An 18443-nucleotide genomic window follows, 5' to 3' on the forward strand; every position below is an offset into this window, starting at 1 on the left:
GGTTCCTTCCTGGGTCAGATCCGGCCGGGCGCTTCGGCGTCGGAGGCGGCGATCAGGCTCGCGAAGATCCGTTCCTGGACGACCTCGGCGAGGTCGCTCACGTGCCGGTGCTCGAAGAGGTCCCGCGGGGAGACCGGCACGCCGAACGCGGTGCGCATCCGGACGGCCAGGCGGATCGCGTTGATGGAGTCGCCGCCGAGGTCGAAGAAGCTGTCGCGCGCACCCACCCGGGGCACGTCCAGCACCTCGCCCCAGATCCGGCAGAGGGCCTCCTCGGTGGGGTTGCCCGGCGCCACGTACGACTCCTGCTCCGGGCGGGTGTTCGCCGCCGGCAGCGCCGCCCGGTCGAGCTTGCCGTTGCGGTTGATCGGCAGCGCCGTCAGCGAGACCACGGCGGCCGGCACCATGTACGCGGGCACGTGCCGGGCGACGTGCGCGCGCAACTCGTCGGCGGTCGGCTCGCCGGCGCTCGGCACCACGTACGCGACGAGCCGCTTGCCGGCCCCGTCGGCCTGGACGACGACGGCGGCCTCGGCCACCGCCTCGTGCCGCAGCAGCACGTTCTCGACCTCGCGCGGCTCCACCCGGAAGCCGCGGATCTTGACCTGGTCGTCCACCCGGCCGGCGAACTCCAGCATGCCGTCCTGCCGCCAGCGGACCAGGTCGCCGGTGCGGTACAGCCGGGCGCCCGGCCGGCCGAACGGGTCGGCCACGAAGCGCTCCGCCGTCAGCTCCGGCCGCCCGACGTAGCCGCGGCCCACCCCGGCGCCGCCGAGGTAGAGCTCCCCCGTGACGCCGGGCGGCACGGGGCGCAGCCGGTCGTCCAGGACCCGGACGCTGGTGTTGGCGATCGGCCGGCCGATCGGGACGTTGTCGTACCGGACGCCGGGCTCCACGGCGAACAGCGTCGCGGCGACCGCGCATTCGCTGGGGCCGTACCCGTTGAGCAGGCGGCGGCCGGGTGACCACGCGGCGGCCACGTCGGGGGTGAGTACCTCGCCGCCGCACAGGATGGACTCGAGGTGCGGCAGCGCCGCCGGGTCGAGCACCGGCAGCACGGTCGGCGCCCCGGTGACCGCGGTGACGTCGGCCTCGCGCAGCTGCTCGATCAGTTCGGCGCCGCCGTACGTCCCGGCGGTCACCGGGGCGACCAGCGTGGCGCCGCCCGCGAGGGTGCTCAGCAGGACGAGCGAGGCGGCGTCGAAGCTCATCGGGGCGAGCTGGTAGATCCGGGCGCCGGGGCGCACGTGCAGCGGGACGACCGCCTCGACGGTGTTGACCATCGAGCGGTGCTCGACCATGGCGCCCTTGGGCTTCCCGGTCGAGCCCGAGGTGTAGACGGTGAACACCAGGTCGCGGGGGCTGCCGTGGTCGGGCGGAGCCGTCGCCGGCCGGGCGGCGACGGCGGGCCAGTCCTCGTCGAGCAGGACGAGCGGGGTGCTCGTGCCCGCGAAGAGGTCGCGGTGGCGGCTGTGGGTGAGCACCACCGCGGGGCGTGCCTCGGCCAGGATCGCGGCGGCGCGCCCGGCGGGGTAGTCCGGGTCGATGGGCACGTAGGCCCCGCCGGCCTTCAGCGTGCCGAGGACGCCGACGACCAGGTCCGGGCCGCGCTCGACGGACACGCCGACGAGCACGTCCGGGCCGACGCCGAGGGCGACCAGGTGGTGGGCGAGCCGGTTGGAGCGCTCCTCGACCTCCGCGTAGGTGAGCCGGTGGTCGCCCCGCTCGACCGCGACGGTGTCCGGCCAGCGGGCGGCGCGCTCGCTGATGAGTTGGTGCACGCGCCGCTCGACGGAGTACTCGGAGGGAGCGGCCACGCCCCACCCGCCGAGGATCAGATCCCGCTCGGCGCCGGTCAGCGCGGTCACGTCGCCGACGCTCGGCGCGGACCCGTCGACCAGCTCGTCCAGCACCGTGACCAGCCGGGCGGCGACCCGCTCCACGGTCTCCGGGTCGAAGATCGTCTCGTCGTAGAGCAGCCGCATGACCAGCGACTCGTCGGGGAAGACGCTCAGTGCCAGGGGGTAGTTGGTGGCGAACTCGACGTCGAACGCGCGGACCACCGCCCGGTCGAACGGGTAGTTCTGGAAGACCACCGCGGTGTGGACCAGCGCGGCCCCGGGCGCCACGTCGGCGAAGGACTGCACACGGTTCAGCGGCGCGTACCCGAACTCCCGGGCCGCGGCCTGCTCGCGCTGCAACTCCGCGAGCCAGGGCAGGGTCTGCTCCTCGTCACCCACCCGGACCCGGACGGGCTGGGTGTTGATCATCATGCCGACCATCGACTCGATACCGGGCAGCTCCGCCGGCCGCACCGACATGCTCGTACCGAAGCAGACGTCGCGCTCACCGCTCAGGCGCGCCAGCAGGATCGCCCACGCTCCCTGGACGAGGGTGTTGGTGGTCAGCCCGGTGCGCCGCGCGTACGCCGACAGCCGGGCGGCCGCCTCCGCCGGGACGGTCAGCTGCACCGACCGCGTGGCCGTGGGCCGGTGGCCCTCGGCCGGCTGCCGGTCGCCGGGCACGGACACCGGGGTCGTGAAGCCGGCCATCCGGGCACGCCAGTACTGGTCGGCGGAGGTCAGGTCCTGGTCCGCCAGCCAGTGGACGAAGTCCTGGAACGGCGGCCGCTCCTGCACCGGCGCGCCGCGGTATCCGTCGATCACGTCCTGCAGCAGCTCCGCGGAGCTCCACCCGTCGGTGAGCACGTGGTGCATCGTCCAGACCAGCTCGACGGTGTCCGGGCCGAGCCGCACGACCGTGACCCGGCTGAGCGGCGCCCGGGTGAGGTCGATGCCGGCGGCGCGGTCGGCGTCGAGCAGCTCCCGCAACCGCACGACGCGCTCCGCCTCCGGCAGGGCGCTCCAGTCGAGCTGGGTCACCGGCAGCACGACCTCGTCCCGGACGACCTGCACGGGCTCCTCGATGTCGGCCCAGCGCAGCTCGGTCCGGAGCACCGCGTGCCGCCGGGTGGCCTCCTGCCAGGCCCGGCCGAGGCGGCCGGGGTCGGTGACGTCGCCGAGCCGGACGACGAACTGCACCAGGTGCAGCGCCGGGTCGTCGAGCATCAGGCTGTCGAAGAGCATCCCGCTCTGCATGGAGGTCAACGGGTAACTGCCTGCCTGCGGCGCCGCGGACCGGGCCGCCGGGCCCTCGTCGAGCCGCGTCGCCGTGCCGGCCAGCGCCTCGACCGTCGGGTGGGCGAAGACGTCGGCCGTGCTCAGCAGCAGCCGTCCGGCCCGCGCCCGCGCGACGATCTTCATGGTCAGCACGGAGTCGCCGCCGAGGGCGAAGAAGTTGTCCCTGGTGCCGACCCGTTCGACCCCGAGGGTCTCGGCCCAGATCGCGGCGAGCTCACGCTCGGTGTCCGTGCGCGGCTCGCGGTACGCCTCCTCGTCGGCCGGGGGCTCGGGCAGCGCGGGCCGGTCCACCTTGCCGTTCGCGTTGATCGGCAGCCGGTCCATCCAGACGATCCGCGCGGGCACCATGTAGGCCGGCAGGTGTGCGGCCAGCTGGTCGAGGAGCTCACGCTCCGCGAGCGGGTGCGGCCCGGTCGGGTACGCGACGATGCTGCGCGTCGGGCCGCTCTCGCGGACCAGCACGACGACGTCGGTGACGCCGGGGCAGCCGCGCAGCGCGGCCTCGATCTCGCCGAGCTCGATCCGGAACCCCCGGATCTTGACCTGGTGGTCGGTGCGGCCGAGGAACTCGATCAGCCCGTCCTCGGTCAGCCGCACCCGGTCGCCGGTGCGGTAGAGGCGGTCGCCGGGCGTGAACGGGTTGGCCACGAAACGCTCGGCGGTCAGCGCGGGGCGTTCGAAGTAGCCGCGGCCCGTACCCTCGCCGGCCAGGTACAGCTCGCCGACACCGCCCGGGGCGACGGCCCGCAGCCGCTCGTCGAGCACGTACGCCGCGGTGTCCTCCAGGGCCGTACCGATCACCGCCGACCGGGTGCGCGCGTCCTGCGGCGTCATCCGGTGCGCGGTGGCCAGCACCGTGCACTCGGTCGGGCCGTACACGTTGATGAAGGTGATGTCCGGGCAGGCCCGCTGCATCAGCTCGATGGCGGTCGCCGACAGGACCTCGCCGCCGGCCCAGACCTCGCGCACCCCCGCGAAACAGCCGGGGCTCTCCTCCGCGAAGAGCCGGAACAGCGCCGAGGTCAGGAAGACCGCGTCGAAGCGGTGCTCGGCGATGAGCCCGGCCAGCCCCGACGCGGTCAGCTCCGCGGGCCCGATGACGACCTTGCCGCCGTTGAGCAGCGGCAGCCAGATCTCGAACGTGGAGGCGTCGAACGCGATCGGCGCGTTGAACAGCGCACCCCGGCCGAAGGCGGCGCGGACCTGGCGCTCCCCGGCCAGCGCCACGATGTTGGCGTGGGTGATGGAGACGCCCTTGGGCCGGCCGGTCGAGCCCGAGGTGTGAATGATGTAGGCGAGCTGCTCCTCGTCGACGTCCAGCTTCGGGGCGTCGGGGCGTCGGCCCGGGTCCGCGCCGTCCACGACGAGCACGGGCGGCCCGGCGGTCGCCGCCCGGTCGGCGGTCGACCGGTCGGCGATCAGCACGACCGCGTCGGTATCGGTCAGCATCCGGCGGATCCGGTCCTCGGGGTAGCTCTCGTGCAGCGGCACGTAGACCCCGCCCGCCTTGAGTACCGCGAGCATGGCGACGACGGTCTGCGGCGAGTGGCCCGAGCGGCCCATCAGCATGCCGACCCGCGACTCGGTGGTCACCCCCGCGGCGACCAGGCGGTGGGCCAGGTGGTTGGCGCGCTCGTCCAACTCGCCGTACGTGACGGTCTGGTCGGCGTCGACGAGCGCGGGCGCGTCAGGGGCCCGCCGGGCGTGCGCGGCGACGACGTGGTGGACGGCCCGGCTCCCCGGGTCGGCGGCTGTGGTGTCAGAACGGTGGGACATGCTCGGCCCTCCACTGGAGACGCATGTGGCGCGCGGATCTGTCGACGGTCGAGCTTCGCCTGCGAGGGCACACCGGCTCCACGTTCTTGAGCGGTGAGGAAAGCGGTGAGGAAACCGGTGCCGGGACCGCCCGTTCGCAGCGGTGCCCATGGGGGTGCGCACAACAGGTGAGGCGTGGCCGAAGCCACGCCTCACCTGCGAAATCGGTGGTACGTCACCACCCGTGCGTCACTGGGCCCGTGAGATCGCCTCCACGGCCGGCGGACGCAGCGCGAGCCGGGCCGGCACCATCACGGCGGGCCAGGCGATCACCGCGGCCGCGACCACGATGCCGAGGTAGGTCAGGGGCGGGACGGAGGGGAACACCGTGTGCCGGATCGCGTAGCTCATCCCGATCAGCGACGGCACCGCGGCGATCGTGCCGACGACGATCGCGCAGAGCACGATGATGCCCGCCTCCTGGCGCATCATCGACCGGACCTGGCCGGTACGGGTGCCGACCAGGCGAAGCAGGGCGAACTCGCCCCGTCTGGAGACCGTCGCCATGACCAGCGTGTTGACGACGGCGATGCCGAGATAGCCCAGAAGTACGGCGTTCAGCACGAGGCTGATCCCGTTGTCGGCCCCGTCGGTCGGTGCGACGGTGACGGCCTCGGCGTCCTGCACGCCCACCGTCGGGTACGGCGCCAGCGCCGCGGCCAGGTCCGCCTTCGGGTCGGAGTTCACCATCAGCCACTGGTCGAGGTGGTCGGTGGTGTGGGCGATGACCACGTCGTGCGGCAGCGTGACGTCGCCGAAGCCGAGCCCGTTCTCGTAGACCGCGACCACCTTGGCCTTCTCGATCGTGCCGTCGCCGAGGTGCACGTCGACGCTGCCGCCCACGTCGGCGCCGACCGTGCCGGAGACGAGCCGGCTGAGTGCGACCGTGGACCCGGTGAGGGCTCCCAGGTCGCCGCGCAGCACGTCCAGTCTCATGGTGTCCGCAACGGCCGCGGGGTCGATGCCCTGCGCCGTGGAGATCCGGTACTGGACGGCGTCACCGTCGGGCCAGGTGAGGATCGTCGAGGTCCGGGCGACCGGGCCGACCGTGCGGACGCCGGGGACGGCGCGCAGCACGTCGGCCAGCCCGGGTGAGATCCCCGCGCTGTCGGAGGTCACCACGTGGTCGGCGATCACGCCGTCGACGACCTGGTCGTGCGCGGTCGCGGCGAGCGTCGTGGCACTGAAGAGCTGGGCCGAGGCCATGGTCACGCCCATGATCAGCGGCGTCGTCGCGGCGGCGAGCCGGCGCGCCCGGGCCCGGGAGTTGGCGACGGCCAGGAACCAGGTGACACCGCCCGCGCGACGACGGCCGAGCAGTGCCGCGACGCCGCCGAACAGTTTCGGTCCGAGCAGGCCGACGGCGATCACCAGCACCAGGGCGGAGCTCGCGGCACCGTCGATGGCCGACTCCCCGGGCAGCGCGATCGGCAGCACGACCGCGACGGCCAGGCCCCCGAGCACGAGCAGCACACCGAACGTGAGCCGGACCCAGCCGAGCTTCTTCGGTTCCACGGCCACATCGCCGAGCGCCTCGACCGGACTGACCTTGGCGGCACGCCGGGCCGCGAGCCAGCCGCCGATCCGGGCGGCGAGGACGCAGACCAGCACGGCGAACAGCACCGGCAGCGGCGTCGTCACCAGGGAGAACCCGGGCGGCAGCGCACCGACCGCCGTGAACACGCTGTGCAGCAGCATCGCGAGCAGGACGCCGGGGACGGCGCCGAGCACCGCCCCGATCCCGCCGACGATCACGGCCTCACCGCCGATCATGCGCAGCACCTGCCGGGGGGTGGCTCCGACGGCCCGGAGCAGCGCCAACTCGCGGCGGCGCTGCTGCACCGACAGGGCCAGCGTGCCGGAGACCACGATGATCACGAGCAGGATCATGGTGGCGCCGAAGGCACTGGCCACCTCGATGACGAACGACCGCATCTTCCCGACGTCGAGCGTCTCGACGTCGCTGCGGTCGTCGCCGGTGTAGGCGGCCACGCCGGGCACGGCCTTCTTGATCCGGTCGGCGAGGTCGCCCGCGTCGGTCCCCTTCGCGGCCAGCACACCGACCGCGTCGATCTCGCCGGACCCGCCGTACAGCCGCGCCGCCTGGTCGTCGGTGAAGAAGACCGCGGACTGCCGCTCGAGCGGGTCCGCGGGTTCGGCGACGCCGCTGACCCGGTACGACACCGGGGTCGACCCGATCACCAGGGTGATCTTGTCCCCCGGGGCGACGCCGGCCCGCCGGGCGAGGTCGGTGTCCAGCACGACGTCGTCCGCCGCCTCCGGCCGGGTGCCCGAGCGCAGCGTGAACGGCGCCAGCACCGAGGCGGCCCAGCCGTGCCCGTACACGGGCGGGCCGTCGAGGACGGCGTCCTTCTTGAGGACGGTCGTCCGGACGCTGACGTCCGCGACCGCGGACTCGACGCCCTTGACCGCGGCGACCTTCCCGACCGTGTCGGCGGGCAGCCTGACCCGCTCGGCGAGCTGCGGGTCCTGGTCGCCCTCGACGGGCATGGCCTGGTAGCCGCCGACGACCACGGCCGCCCGCTGGTACCGCTCGGGCGGCACTCCCGAGCTGATCCCGGTCTCCAGCAGCACACCGCAGGCGGTGATCACGGCGGAGCCGACCGCGACGGCGATCAGCACCGCCGCGAAGCCGCCCTTGCGGCCGCGGATCGTGCTCCAGGCCAGGGCAAGGTTCTGGCGCGAGAGCGTGCGGACCTTTCTCCTGGCCTTGGCGGCCTTCTTCGCCTCCTTGGCGGCCTTGGCCACCGCCTTGGCCTCGCTCCGGCGGCTCACCACTCACCCAGCCTGGTGATCCGCTCGGCCACCATCTCGGGCGTCGGCCCGACCAGCTCGCCGGCCAGCCGGCCGTCGGCCAGGAAGGTCACCGAGTCCGCGTGCGAGGCGGCGACCGGGTCGTGGGTCACCATCACCACGGTCTGGCCGGTCCGGTCGACGACTCCTCGTAACAGCTGCAGGACCTGCTTGCCGGTCCGGGTGTCGAGCGCGCCCGTCGGCTCGTCGGCGAAGATCACGTCGGGTCGGGTGATGAGCGCGCGGGCGATGGCCACCCGCTGCCGCTGACCGCCGGACAGCTGCCCGGGGTAGCGGTCGCCCATGTCGCCGAGCCCGACGTTCGCCAGCTCGGTCTGCACCCGGTCGGTGGGGACCGGGACGCCGCCCAGCCGGAACGGCAGGCCCACGTTGTCGGCGATGGTGAGCGAGTCGAGCAGGTTGTAGGCCTGGAAGACGAACCCGACCCGCTCCCGGCGGATCTCGGTGAGCTGCTCCTCGTCCAGCCCGGCCAGACGGGTGTCGCCGAGGACCACGCCGCCCTTCGTGGGTTGGTCGAGCCCCGCCGAACAGTGCAGGAACGTGCTCTTGCCGGAGCCGGAGGGCCCCATGATCGCGACGAATGTTCCGCGCGGCACACCTATCGTCACGTCATCCAAGGCTGTGACCATATTACGACCCGACCCGTAAGTTTTGGTCACGGATTCCAACAAGAGAGCATACCTACCAGTCACTGCGCACCCCTTTCCCCCATTTCATACCCATTCCCCCTTTGCCTGCACGGTACCGTCTGACGCCCTCGTCGATCAACCTGCTCCGGACGAAGAAAAGGCGAATTTTGGCCGCGCCCCGAACGTTCGCGAATAACGGCTCCCACCTGCGCTCCTTCTTTCGACCGGGGCCTGCCCGCCTCGGCCGCCCGACCGGATCTTGCCGCCCGATGCGCAACTTTTGACCGTACTCGACCGAATTGACCCGCATCCAGGTGCGCCGGCCGAACGGCAGGCCGGACGGCCTCCGTCCGGCCCGGCCGCCGCCGGTGACGGCGCGGCAGGTCGGTCGGTCGCCTGCCGCCGGCCCGGCCCGGCCCGGCCGAAGAGCAACTGGACTCGGAAGCAAGAGTGTTCACCACGGAGGGTCACCCTCCCCGTCCTTCGACCGGCCGGTTGTCGTCACCGGCGGGCCCGGCAGCCCCGGCTGCGGCGCGAGCCCGCCCGGCGGCCCCGGCGGCCGGGGTCCACGCCCGGACCGGAGCGAGCAGCACGGCCGGCGGACCGACGGCGCCGGCGAGGACTGCGCCGACCCACCGGCCAGCCGATGGTCATGGCCCATAGGCAAGTTGACGGTGGACCAGTTGCGGACCGGTGCGTCCCGCCACCGGAGTCGGTGCGGGTTGGGGGCGCGGTGTCCGCGTCGGCCCTCCGTCGGGACCGGACCAGGACCGGGTGGCGGCGGCCCGGTCGACGGCGCTGCTGCCGGCCACGTCCCCCCGGCCGCGGCGCCCCCGCCGCAGCGGCGGCCCGGAAAGCGGCTCCGAACTGCGGGTTTCACTCTGCGGTCAACAAGATGGCCGACCCGTCGCGCCCGCCGAAATACTTCTCGACGACGGGGAGGCTTTCCACCGCCGGGGGCCGCAGGCGCACCACGTCGGAAATCTCGGTGGCCGCGCCGAATGTGCCGCACCGACAGCGTCTGACTTTTCCCTTACATCGATGGGCAGCGAAAGCAATGATTCCTGCGAATCTGGAACGCGCCGTCTACGGAATGTACGCAACACACGCCCTGCACGTCGCGGCCCGGCACGGCGCCCTCGAGCACCTGACACGACACGGCGGCGACAGCGCCGCGACGACGGCGGCCGCCCCGGCTGTCGACGAGGACACCCTGGAACGGCTCCTGCTGGCGCTGTCCTCCGTCGGAGTCCTCGACGCGGCGGACGGGCGTCACGCACTCGCGGCCCCAGGACCGGCGCCGTACCGGGTACCCGGACCCGCCGCGCCGGGCGGGCTTCGCGGACAGCGCCGTCCGGCGCTCCGGCGGCGGCAGGCACCTGATCGCCGGTCGGCGCCCGGAGAGCGGGTCCGGACGGCGAGTACCGTACCGGCCGTCGCGCCGACCCGCTCGCACGAACCGGCCGCGACCCCCGCCGGGCCGGACGCCGGGCCGGACGCCACACCCCTCGCCGAGCCGCCCGCGGCGACGAGAGCCTGCGGCTGTCCGAGCGCAACGACGCGGCCGCGGCCGCGGCCGGACCGGACACCGACCAGAACGAGATCCCGCGGCCGGTGACCCGGCCGTCGGTCCGCCGGACCGCGCGACCGACGCCCGCGACCCGCGCCGGCCACCTCAGACGCTTCGTCGAGAAGACCGGACTCACCTCCGGTGACCGCCCCGACGATGCCGAACAACTGCTCAACCGATTCGCCTTCTGCTGACAGCAGATCACCCAATTCCTATCCCGGCGCCCGCCAGGGCGCCGGTGAGTCCCGGCAACCGCCGTGGCTCCAAGCACACTTCGCCCGACACTCACTTGAGAGGTGCTTGTGAACAGAATTCCGTCGTCGGTCTCCGCGGAGAACCTGACCCAATTCGAGACCCTTGCCCTGAACAGTTCGATGAACCTCGCCGACGGGCACGCCCGCCAGCAACTCACGGCCGCGCAGAGCAAGATCGTCGCCGAACTCCCGAGCATGTGGGACGAGGCCGTCCTGCGCCCGGTGGCCGAGATCGAGGAAGAGGCCGCCAACTCCTTCTTCGGCATGCTCGGCCAGCACAGCCACCCGTTCGCCGCCGGGCGGACACTGAGCTGCTACTCGTCCTCGCTGGCCATGGAGATCCTCGCCCGCTCGCTGGTCACCACCTCCGACGCGGTGGCGCTGCTGCACCCCACCTTCGACAACATCCCCGACATCCTGCGCGGTGTCGGACTGCGGCTCGTGCCGGTCGAGGAGGAGCAGGCCCACGACGAGGACCTGCCGGCGGAGCTGCTGGAGCAGGTCGGCTGCGTCTTCATCACCACGCCGAACAACCCCACCGGGCGGGTGATGACCGAGGCCCGCCTGCGCAGGCTCGCCGAGCAGTGCGCCGAGTACGGCGTGGTGCTGGCCCTGGACACGTCGTTCCGGGGGTTCGACCCCGCCGCGCAGTTCGACCACTACGCCGTGCTGGAGGCGAGCGGCTGCCGCTGGGTGGTCATCGAGGACACCGGCAAGCTGTGGCCCACGCTCGAACTCAAGATCGGCTGGCTGGTCCGCTCGGCCAACGTGGACCTGCCGATCGAGAAGATCCACTCGGACATCCTGCTCGGCACCTCGCCGCTGATCCTGCTGATGGTCAAGCGGTTCTCCGACGACGGGGCGGACGGCGGCCTGACCGAGCTGCAGCGCACGATCGCCGACCACCGGGCCCTGGTGCGCGCCGAGCTCGCGGGCGTGCCCGACATCAGCTTCGTCGACGAGCACGCCCGGGTCAGCGTGGAGCGCCTGCACGTCGGCTCGCGGCTGGGCATGGACGTCTGGTCGGCCGTCCGCTCGAAGAACCTCTACGTGCTGCCCTGCCAGAAGTTCCACTGGGCGAGGCCGCAGGAGGGCGAGCGGATGCTGCGCCTGGCCCTGTCCCGCAACCCCTCCACCCTGCTCGCGAGCGCGGAGGTCCTGCGCTCGGCCCTGCTGGACACGCCGGGGCTGCAGAGCTGATGGTTTCACCGGAAACGACGGTCGCCCCGCCCCCGCACGCCCGCTGGTGGCGTGCGGGGGTGGTGCAGGCCGTCTCCCCGCCCGGCGTCATCGACCTCGGACCCGGCTACCTGGAGCCGGACCTGCTGCCGGTCGACGCGGTGCTCCCGCTCTACGCGGAGGCCCTCACCGAGTTCGGCCCGGCGGCGCTGAGTTACGGCGCCAACGCCGGGGCCGAGCCGCTGCGCGCCCTGCTGGCCGCCCGGCACGGCTGCCCGGCCGAGGAGGTCATGGTCACCGCCGGCACCTCGCAGGCGCTGACCCTGCTGTGCACCGTCCTGGGCCGGCCCGGCCGTTCCGTCCTGGTCGAGCGTACGTGCTACGACCTGGGCCGGAGCATCATGACCGACCACGGCCTGCGCCTGCGCGAGGTGGACGCCGACCATGAGGGCGTACGGCCGCAGGCCCTGGACCGGGCCCTGTCCCACGGCGACGACGTGGCCTTCGTCTACCTGACGCCGACCTTCCACAACCCGACCGGCACGGTCGCGGGCGAGACGCGCCGCCGCGAGCTGCTCGCCGTCGCCGCCCGGCACGGCGTGCCGATCGTGGAGGACGACGCGTACGCGGAACTGAGCCTGGACCGCACCGCCCCACCGCCCTCGCTCGCCGCGCTGGCCGGACGGCGGGGCGTGATCCGGCTCGGGTCCTTCGCCAAGACCCTCGGACCGGGCCTTCGGCTGGGCTGGCTGGAGGCCGAACCGGACCTGATCAGGACACTGACCGAGCGCGGACAGCTGGTCAGCGGCGGCGCCCTCAACCACCTGACCTCACTGGCCGTCACCATGCTGATGGGGGACGGCCGCTACGACCTGCGCCTGACCTGGCTGCGGGAGCAACTCCGGCTGCGGAGCGAGGCCCTGGTGGCCGCGCTGCGGGCCGGCCTGGGCGAATCGGTGACCGTCGACCGGCCGGCCGGCGGCTTCTTCGTCTGGCTGACCTTCGACCCGCGGCGCAGCGAGGCGTCGCTGCTGGCCGCCGCCGACCGGGCCGGCGTCGTGGTGGCGCCGGGCTCCCGCTTCGGCAGCGCGCCCGGCACCCACCTGCGGCTCGCGTACAGCCTCAACCCACCCGACCGACTGGCGGAGGCGGCCGCGCGGCTCGCCGCCGCCTGGAGAAACGAGGACCCGCTCCGATGACCACTTCCGTGACCAGTACCGTCGCCGGCGGCCTGCGCGGCTACAGCCTTCCGCTCTCCCCGTCCGGCACCTCGGCCACCCTGACTCCCCCGCCGTGGCACTTCTCCGGCGAGGTCGTCATGGTCGACTACCGGGTGGATCCGGCGGCGGCGGCGCGGTTCCTCCCGCCCGAGCTCGACCCCGGCGCCGACCCCGGGCAGGCCGCCGCCGTCTTCGCGCACTGGCAGTGGTGCTCGGAGCCGGGCGCCGAGCTGGCCGATCCGGGTACCAGCCAGTTCAGCGAGTTCCTGATCCTGCTCGGCTGCGAGTACCGCGGCCGCCGCCTGGCCCGGTGCCCGTACGCCTGGGTCGACCAGCCCGTGCCGCTGCTGCGCGGCTGGCTGCAGGGAATGCCGAAGCAGTTCGGCGAAGTGCATCAGACCCGGCCGATGCGCGTCGGCAAGGCGGGGCCCCTGGGCTCCGCCGCGGGCACCTACCACGGCACCGCCGCCACCGGCGGCCGCCGGCTCGCCCAGGCCTCGGTGAACGTGACCGGCCCCGCCGCCGGACCGCCGGAGCTGCACACCGTGCCACTGGTGCACAGCCGGGTGCAGCCGCCCTGGATCGACGGCGAGCAGCCGGCCGTCGGGCTGGTGACCTCGACCGTCACGGGGGTCGAGTTCTCCGAGGTGTGGTCGGGCGACGCGCACCTGGAGATGTTCGACGTGCTCGACGCGGACTTCGCCTCGCTGCGGCCGATCTCGGTCGGGCGCGGCCATGTCTTCGGATACGCGGAGACGCTCGTCTCCGGCCAGGCACTCGCCTGAAACCCCGTCCCCCGAAGGAGCAGACGATGACCAATCCGTTCGACGACCCCGACGCCACCTTCAAGGTGCTGACCAACCTCGAAGGTCAGCATTCGCTCTGGCCCTCCTTCGCGGCCGTCCCCGAAGGGTGGTCGGTCTCGCTGGCCGACACGGACCGCGCGGCCTGCCTCGCGTACGTCGAGGAGCACTGGACCGACATGCGCCCGAAGAGCCTGGCCGACCGCATGGCCGCACGCTGATGAGCATCGCGACCGTCGGCGGGACGCGGCTGCACTACGACGACAGTCCGCCCGGCGGCCGGGCGGACGGCGAGCCGGTCGTGCTGGTCATGGGCGCGGGCGGTCGCGGCCGGGCGTGGCACCTGCACCAGGTACCGGCGCTCACCGCGGCCGGCTATCGGGTGATCACGTACGACTCCCGGGGCGTACCCCCGAGCGACCCCGGCGAAGCCGGTCTGACGGTCGGCGATCTCGCAGCCGACCTGGCGGGACTCATCGAGCACCTGGACGCCGGGCCGTGCCGCCTGGTGGGGACGTCGCTCGGCGCGCACGTGGTGCAGGAACTGCTGCTGACCCGGCCCGACCTCGCCACCGCCGCCGTCCTGATGGCCACCCGCGGCCGCGACGACGAGCTGCGCGCGGCGGCCGTCCGGGCCGAGATCGAGCTGATGGACTCCGGCATCACGCTGCCGCCCCGGTACCACGCGGCCCTGCAGGCGCTCCAGAACCTGTCCCCGCACACCCTCAACGACGACCTGGAGGTGTCGGACTGGCTGTCGGTGTTCGAGCAGTCGCTGTCCGCCGGCCCCGGACTGCGCCACCAGACCGCCATCACACCGGACCCCGGCCGCCTCGCGGCGTACGCCAGGATCACCACCCCGTGCCTGGTCATCGGCTTCGCCGACGACCTGGTCACGCCCCCGCACCTGGTCGCCGAGGTGGCCCGGGCCATCCCCGGCGCCGCCCACCGGCTGGTCCACCACGCGGGTCACTACGGGTACCTCGAACAACCGGAGGAGGTGAACCGGCAGATCCTCGCGTTCTTCGCCGGCGTCCCGGACCGCCCGCTCGTGCGGACCGGCCACGCGGCGCCCCAAGGCCACCTGGTCCCCAGCCCCTGAACCGCTTCCCGGCCGAGGAGTTGCCCATGGCCGCCGTACCCCCGAAGACCGTTGTCGTCGTGCCGACCTACAACGAACGGGACAACCTGCCCGTACTGGCCGCTCTGCTCGCGGACCTGCCGGTGCCGAACCTGCATCTGCTCGTGGTCGACGACAACTCGCCCGACGGCACCGGCGAGGTCGCCGACAAACTCGCCGCCGATGCGCCGGAGAGCGTGGGTGTGCTGCACCGCGACGCCAAGGACGGACTGGGCCGCGCCTACATCGCCGGAATGACCCGCGCGCTGGCGGAGGATGCCGACATCGTGGTCCAGATGGACGCCGATCTCTCGCATCCTGCCTCGGTGATCCCGGCCATGATCGAGGCGCTGCTGACGACGAAGGCCGGCGCCGTGATCGGCTCGCGCTACGTGGCCGGCGGTTCGACCGCCGCCGACTGGCCCTGGTCCCGCCGGATGCTGTCGGCCTGGGCCAACGGCTACGTCAACGCGATCCTGCGGTTGCGCCTGAAGGACGCCACCGCCGGGTTCAAGGCCTGGCGGGCCGACACCTTGCGCGCGATCGACCTGGACTCCGTGCGCAGCAACGGGTACTCCTTCCAGGTCGAGATGAACCATCGCGCCGTCCGGCGAGGGTTCACCGTGCTCGAAGTGCCCATTCGCTTCGAGGAACGCGAGCAAGGCGTGTCGAAGATGAGCCTGGCGGTTCAGCTCGAATCCGCCCTCACCCCGTGGAAGCTGCTTTTCGCTGGAAAGCGCGGGTGAAACTCACGGGACCGACGTGATGCCGTCGCGCTGTACCGGGCCTCGGTCGGCCGGCGTACCTTCGCGACGGTCCGGGCGGCCCGGGAGGAAGCCGTCGGAAATCTCACCCTGGAACGGGTCGGCTCCATTCGCATGCGGTCGGTCCCGCCGACGGAGCGACCCTCGGATCGCCTCTCCCGCACGGCCCGACGGCTCGCCCCTTCTCGGACGGCGGGCCGTCGGGCCGTGCGGGAGAGTGGGTCTTATGACGTACTGGGTCATATGACGTACGACGAAGGGCTGGCCCAACGGATCAGGGAGCGGCTCGGCGAGCGGGCAGGCCTCGGCGAGAAGCGGATGTTCGGCGGCCTGGCCTTCCTGCTGGGCGGGCACATGACCGTGGGTGTGGTCGGCGACGAACTCATCGCCCGGGTCGGCCCCGCGCATCACGAGGAGGCCTTGGTCCGCCCGGAGGCCCGCCCGACGGACTTCACCGGCAAGCCGATGCGCGGTTGGGTGACCGTCGGTGGCCCGGCGCTCGCGGAGGACCCGGTCCTGGACCACTGGATCACCACGGCCGTGGATTTCGCGAGCACGCTCCCGCCCAAGTGACGGCACGCGAGGCGAGGTTCCCGGATTCGTGCCACATGACGGGCGGCGACCGGGCCCGCCGGGGGCCGCGGCACCAACAGCATCCCGGCGAAGTCGTCCGGGCCGTAGCGGGCTTCGAGGTCGGTGAGGTCCCGGTCAAGGCTTCGAGGTCGGGAAGGTCCAGGTCAGGGCTTCGGCCTCGGGTCCGAGCGCGCCGACGCGCCGCGGCCCGCCCCTCCTGACGGCTGCTCCGGGATGCGGAAAATGTTGAACCGACGTGTTCCGTTCAAGCTCCCATTACCCGAACATGACACCGTGTGGCCCGCGCCTACGCGCGTAGCGCGCATCCTCTGTCACCCCACGCACGAGGAGTGTTGTCACGTGATCAGAGCCACGAACACCACCCGCCCCCTGGCCCTCGCCGCCGCCGCACTGGTGCTGCTGGCCGGCGCGAGCGCCGTACCGCACCAGGCTTCGGCAGCCACCACCGAGACCGCGGCAAGCGCCCCGAAGCGGGTGCTCTTCGACGACAGCAAGGGGGAGACCGCGGGCAACGCCGACTGGATCATCTCCAGTGCCCAGCCCGACCCGCTCGCCCAGAACGCCGACCCGACCACCGAGACGTCCTGGACCGGCGCCATCTCCGCCTGGGGCGTGGCCCTCCAGAAGACCGGCCGTTACAGCCTGAAGACGCTGCCCGCCGGCTCCACCATCACCTACGGCACCGGCGGCGCACTCGACCTCGCCAACTTCGACGAATTCGTCCTGCCCGAGCCCAACATCAGGCTCGGCGACGCCGAGAAGACCGCCGTGATGAAGTTCGTGCAGAACGGCGGCGGCCTGTTCCTGATCTCCGACCACACCGTCAGCGACCGCAACAACGACGGCTGGGACTCCCCCGCGATCATCAACGACCTGATGACCACCAACAGCGTGGACAACACCGACCCGTTCGGCTTCTCCGTCGACCTGCTGAACATCGCCAACGAGAACCCGCGCGCGGTCACCGACCCGGGCGACCCGGTGCTCAACGGCCCCTTCGGCCAGGTGACCGGCTCCATCATCCGCAACGGCACCACCTTCACCCTCAAGCCGGCCGACAACCCCGCGGTCAAAGGCCTCCTGTACCGGAGCGGCTACAGCGGCACCACCGGCGCCTTCGTCGCCACCTCCGCCTTCGGCAGCGGCCGGGTCGCCATCTGGGGCGACAGCTCCCCGATCGACGACGGCACCGGCCAGTCCGGCAACACCCTCTACGACGGCTGGAACGACCCGGCCGGCACCGACGCCGCCCTGGCGCTGAACGCCACCGACTGGCTCGCCCAGGGCAGCGGCAGCGGCAGCGGCACCGTCACCCTCACCGACCCGGGCACCCGGACCGCCACCGTCGGCACCGCCACCACCCTCCAGCTCACCGCAACCGACACCGCCGGGGGCTCCCTGAGCTACTCGGCGACCGGCCTGCCGACCGGCCTGAGCGTCAGCTCCGCCACCGGCCTGATCAGCGGCACGCCCACCACCGCCGGCAGCTTCGCGGTGACGGCCACCGCGACCGACTCCACCGGCCCGTCCTCCTCGGCCTCCTTCACCTGGACCGTCAGCCCCACCGGCGGCACCAGCTGCACCGCCGCCCAGCTTCTCGCCAACCCCGGCTTCGAGACCGGCTCCGCCTCGTCCTGGACCGAGACCAACAGCGGCGGCACCAGCGCCGTCAGCAACAGCTCCGGCGAGCCGCCGCACTCCGGCAGCTACGACGCCTGGCTGGACGGCTACGGCGTCACCAACACCGACACCCTCGCCCAGACGGTGACCCTGCCGACCGGCTGCGCCGCGTACACCTTCAGCTTCTGGCTGCACATCGACAGCGCCTCGTCGACGACCACCGCGTACGACAAGCTCACCGTGACCGCCAACGGCACCACCCTGGCCACCTACTCCAACCTCAACGCCGCCGGCGGCTACCAGCAGCGCACCTTCAACCTGGCCGCCTACGCCGGCCGGAGCGTCACCCTGAAGTTCACCGGCACCGAGGACTACACCAAGCAGACCTCGTTCGTCCTCGACGACATCGCCGTCAACGTCTCCTGAGGCACCGCCCCGTAAGCACCGCCCCGCCCGCCCCCGACCACCGGGGGCGGGCGTCGTGGTACCGGCCCGCCCCACCCGCGAACCGTCGGACGCCGCAAGCGTGAGTCGTCCGACGCCGCGACCGCGCGCACAGCCCGCACCGGATCCGAGCCGCGCCGCGCTCGGCCCCGGACCCGACCTCGGCCCCGCACCCTCGACCCCGCCCCCGGGCCGACCCTTCGGGTCCGGAGCATCACGGCTCGACCGGAACCCTTGACAGGGCCGGGCGCGGATCCGAAACTCTGACTCGGCCGCTTGTTTGCGCCAACATGACTCACCCCCCGAAGGTGCGTCAAGCAGCCACCGAGCCCTGCCGACTCCACGGGAAGGAGAAGGCGGGCATCGGGCCGACCACGATCCCGCCGCCCAGCCGGCGCGCCTCGCCACCCGAGTGCGCGTCCGCGGTCAACGCCCTCGCAGGGCAAGGCCGGCACG

General features: G+C 72.8%; 11 protein-coding genes. 8 read left to right on the plus strand and 3 right to left on the minus strand.

The window, feature by feature from the left end; all coding sequences use genetic code 11:
• Nucleotides 1–14 precede the first annotated feature (14 nt).
• The 3 genes from OG689_RS05625 to OG689_RS05635 form a co-directional block, all read right to left on the minus strand.
• On the minus strand, nt 15–4916 hold the full coding sequence (locus OG689_RS05625; protein ID WP_266318271.1) for a non-ribosomal peptide synthetase: 4902 nt from the start codon (nt 4914–4916) through the stop codon (nt 15–17).
• Nucleotides 4917–5144: 228 nt separating this feature from the next.
• The gene (locus tag OG689_RS05630) at nt 5145–7754 is read right to left on the minus strand and encodes an ABC transporter permease (protein ID WP_266318273.1); all 2610 of its coding nucleotides are present in this window, start codon (nt 7752–7754) and stop codon (nt 5145–5147) included.
• The gene (locus OG689_RS05635; protein ID WP_266318275.1) at nt 7748–8419 is read right to left on the minus strand and encodes an ABC transporter ATP-binding protein; all 672 of its coding nucleotides are present in this window, start codon (nt 8417–8419) and stop codon (nt 7748–7750) included. The genes OG689_RS05630 and OG689_RS05635 overlap by 7 nt, the downstream gene beginning before the upstream one ends.
• A 1872-nt stretch (nt 8420–10291) precedes the next feature.
• On the opposite strand from OG689_RS05635, the gene mppP reads away from it, so the two are divergent.
• The 8 genes from mppP to OG689_RS05675 all read left to right on the plus strand — a co-directional run bounded on the left by mppP (nt 10292) and on the right by OG689_RS05675 (nt 17969).
• Nucleotides 10292–11443: an enduracididine biosynthesis enzyme MppP gene (mppP, locus tag OG689_RS05640; RefSeq protein WP_266318277.1), complete on the plus strand. Its 1152-nt coding sequence runs from the start codon at nt 10292–10294 to the stop codon at nt 11441–11443.
• Nucleotides 11443–12621, plus strand: a complete 1179-nt coding sequence (locus tag OG689_RS05645) for an aminotransferase class I/II-fold pyridoxal phosphate-dependent enzyme (RefSeq protein WP_266318279.1) — start codon at nt 11443–11445, stop codon at nt 12619–12621. The genes mppP and OG689_RS05645 overlap by 1 nt, the downstream gene beginning before the upstream one ends.
• The gene (gene mppR / locus OG689_RS05650) at nt 12618–13427 is read left to right on the plus strand and encodes an enduracididine biosynthesis enzyme MppR (protein ID WP_266318281.1); all 810 of its coding nucleotides are present in this window, start codon (nt 12618–12620) and stop codon (nt 13425–13427) included. The genes OG689_RS05645 and mppR overlap by 4 nt, the downstream gene beginning before the upstream one ends.
• A 26-nt stretch (nt 13428–13453) precedes the next feature.
• Complete coding sequence (locus OG689_RS05655; protein WP_266318283.1) at nt 13454–13666, plus strand: MbtH family protein; 213 nt, start codon at nt 13454–13456, stop codon at nt 13664–13666.
• Entirely contained in the window at nt 13666–14547 is an 882-nt protein-coding gene (locus OG689_RS05660) for an alpha/beta fold hydrolase (RefSeq protein ID WP_266318285.1), read from the plus strand. The genes OG689_RS05655 and OG689_RS05660 overlap by 1 nt, the downstream gene beginning before the upstream one ends.
• A 26-nt stretch (nt 14548–14573) precedes the next feature.
• Nucleotides 14574–15311: a polyprenol monophosphomannose synthase gene (locus tag OG689_RS05665; RefSeq protein WP_266318287.1), complete on the plus strand. Its 738-nt coding sequence runs from the start codon at nt 14574–14576 to the stop codon at nt 15309–15311.
• A 261-nt stretch (nt 15312–15572) separates the two neighbouring features.
• Nucleotides 15573–15902 carry a TfoX/Sxy family protein gene (locus OG689_RS05670; protein WP_266318289.1) on the plus strand — a complete coding sequence of 110 codons (330 nt, stop codon included), beginning with the start codon at nt 15573–15575 and terminating at the stop codon, nt 15900–15902.
• Nucleotides 15903–16262: 360 nt separating this feature from the next.
• Nucleotides 16263–17969, plus strand: a complete 1707-nt coding sequence (locus OG689_RS05675) for a putative Ig domain-containing protein (protein WP_266318291.1) — start codon at nt 16263–16265, stop codon at nt 17967–17969.
• Nucleotides 17970–18443 lie beyond the last annotated feature (474 nt).

It is taken from the genome of Kitasatospora sp. NBC_00240 (assembly GCF_026342405.1).
GTDB lineage: Bacteria > Actinomycetota > Actinomycetes > Streptomycetales > Streptomycetaceae > Kitasatospora.

Bases quoted from the DNA above. Each gene is read 5' to 3' on its own strand.
- OG689_RS05645 (WP_266318279.1), top strand. From the start codon at position 11,443: ATGGTTTCACCGGAAACGACGGTCGCCCCGCCCCCGCACGCCCGCTGG.
- OG689_RS05655 (WP_266318283.1), top strand. From the start codon at position 13,454: ATGACCAATCCGTTCGACGACCCCGACGCCACCTTCAAGGTGCTGACC.
- mppR (WP_266318281.1), top strand. From the start codon at position 12,618: ATGACCACTTCCGTGACCAGTACCGTCGCCGGCGGCCTGCGCGGCTAC.
- OG689_RS05660 (WP_266318285.1), top strand. From the start codon at position 13,666: ATGAGCATCGCGACCGTCGGCGGGACGCGGCTGCACTACGACGACAGT.
- OG689_RS05625 (WP_266318271.1), bottom strand. From the start codon at position 4,916: ATGTCCCACCGTTCTGACACCACAGCCGCCGACCCGGGGAGCCGGGCC.
- OG689_RS05635 (WP_266318275.1), bottom strand. From the start codon at position 8,419: ATGGTCACAGCCTTGGATGACGTGACGATAGGTGTGCCGCGCGGAACA.
- OG689_RS05665 (WP_266318287.1), top strand. From the start codon at position 14,574: ATGGCCGCCGTACCCCCGAAGACCGTTGTCGTCGTGCCGACCTACAAC.
- OG689_RS05670 (WP_266318289.1), top strand. From the start codon at position 15,573: ATGACGTACGACGAAGGGCTGGCCCAACGGATCAGGGAGCGGCTCGGC.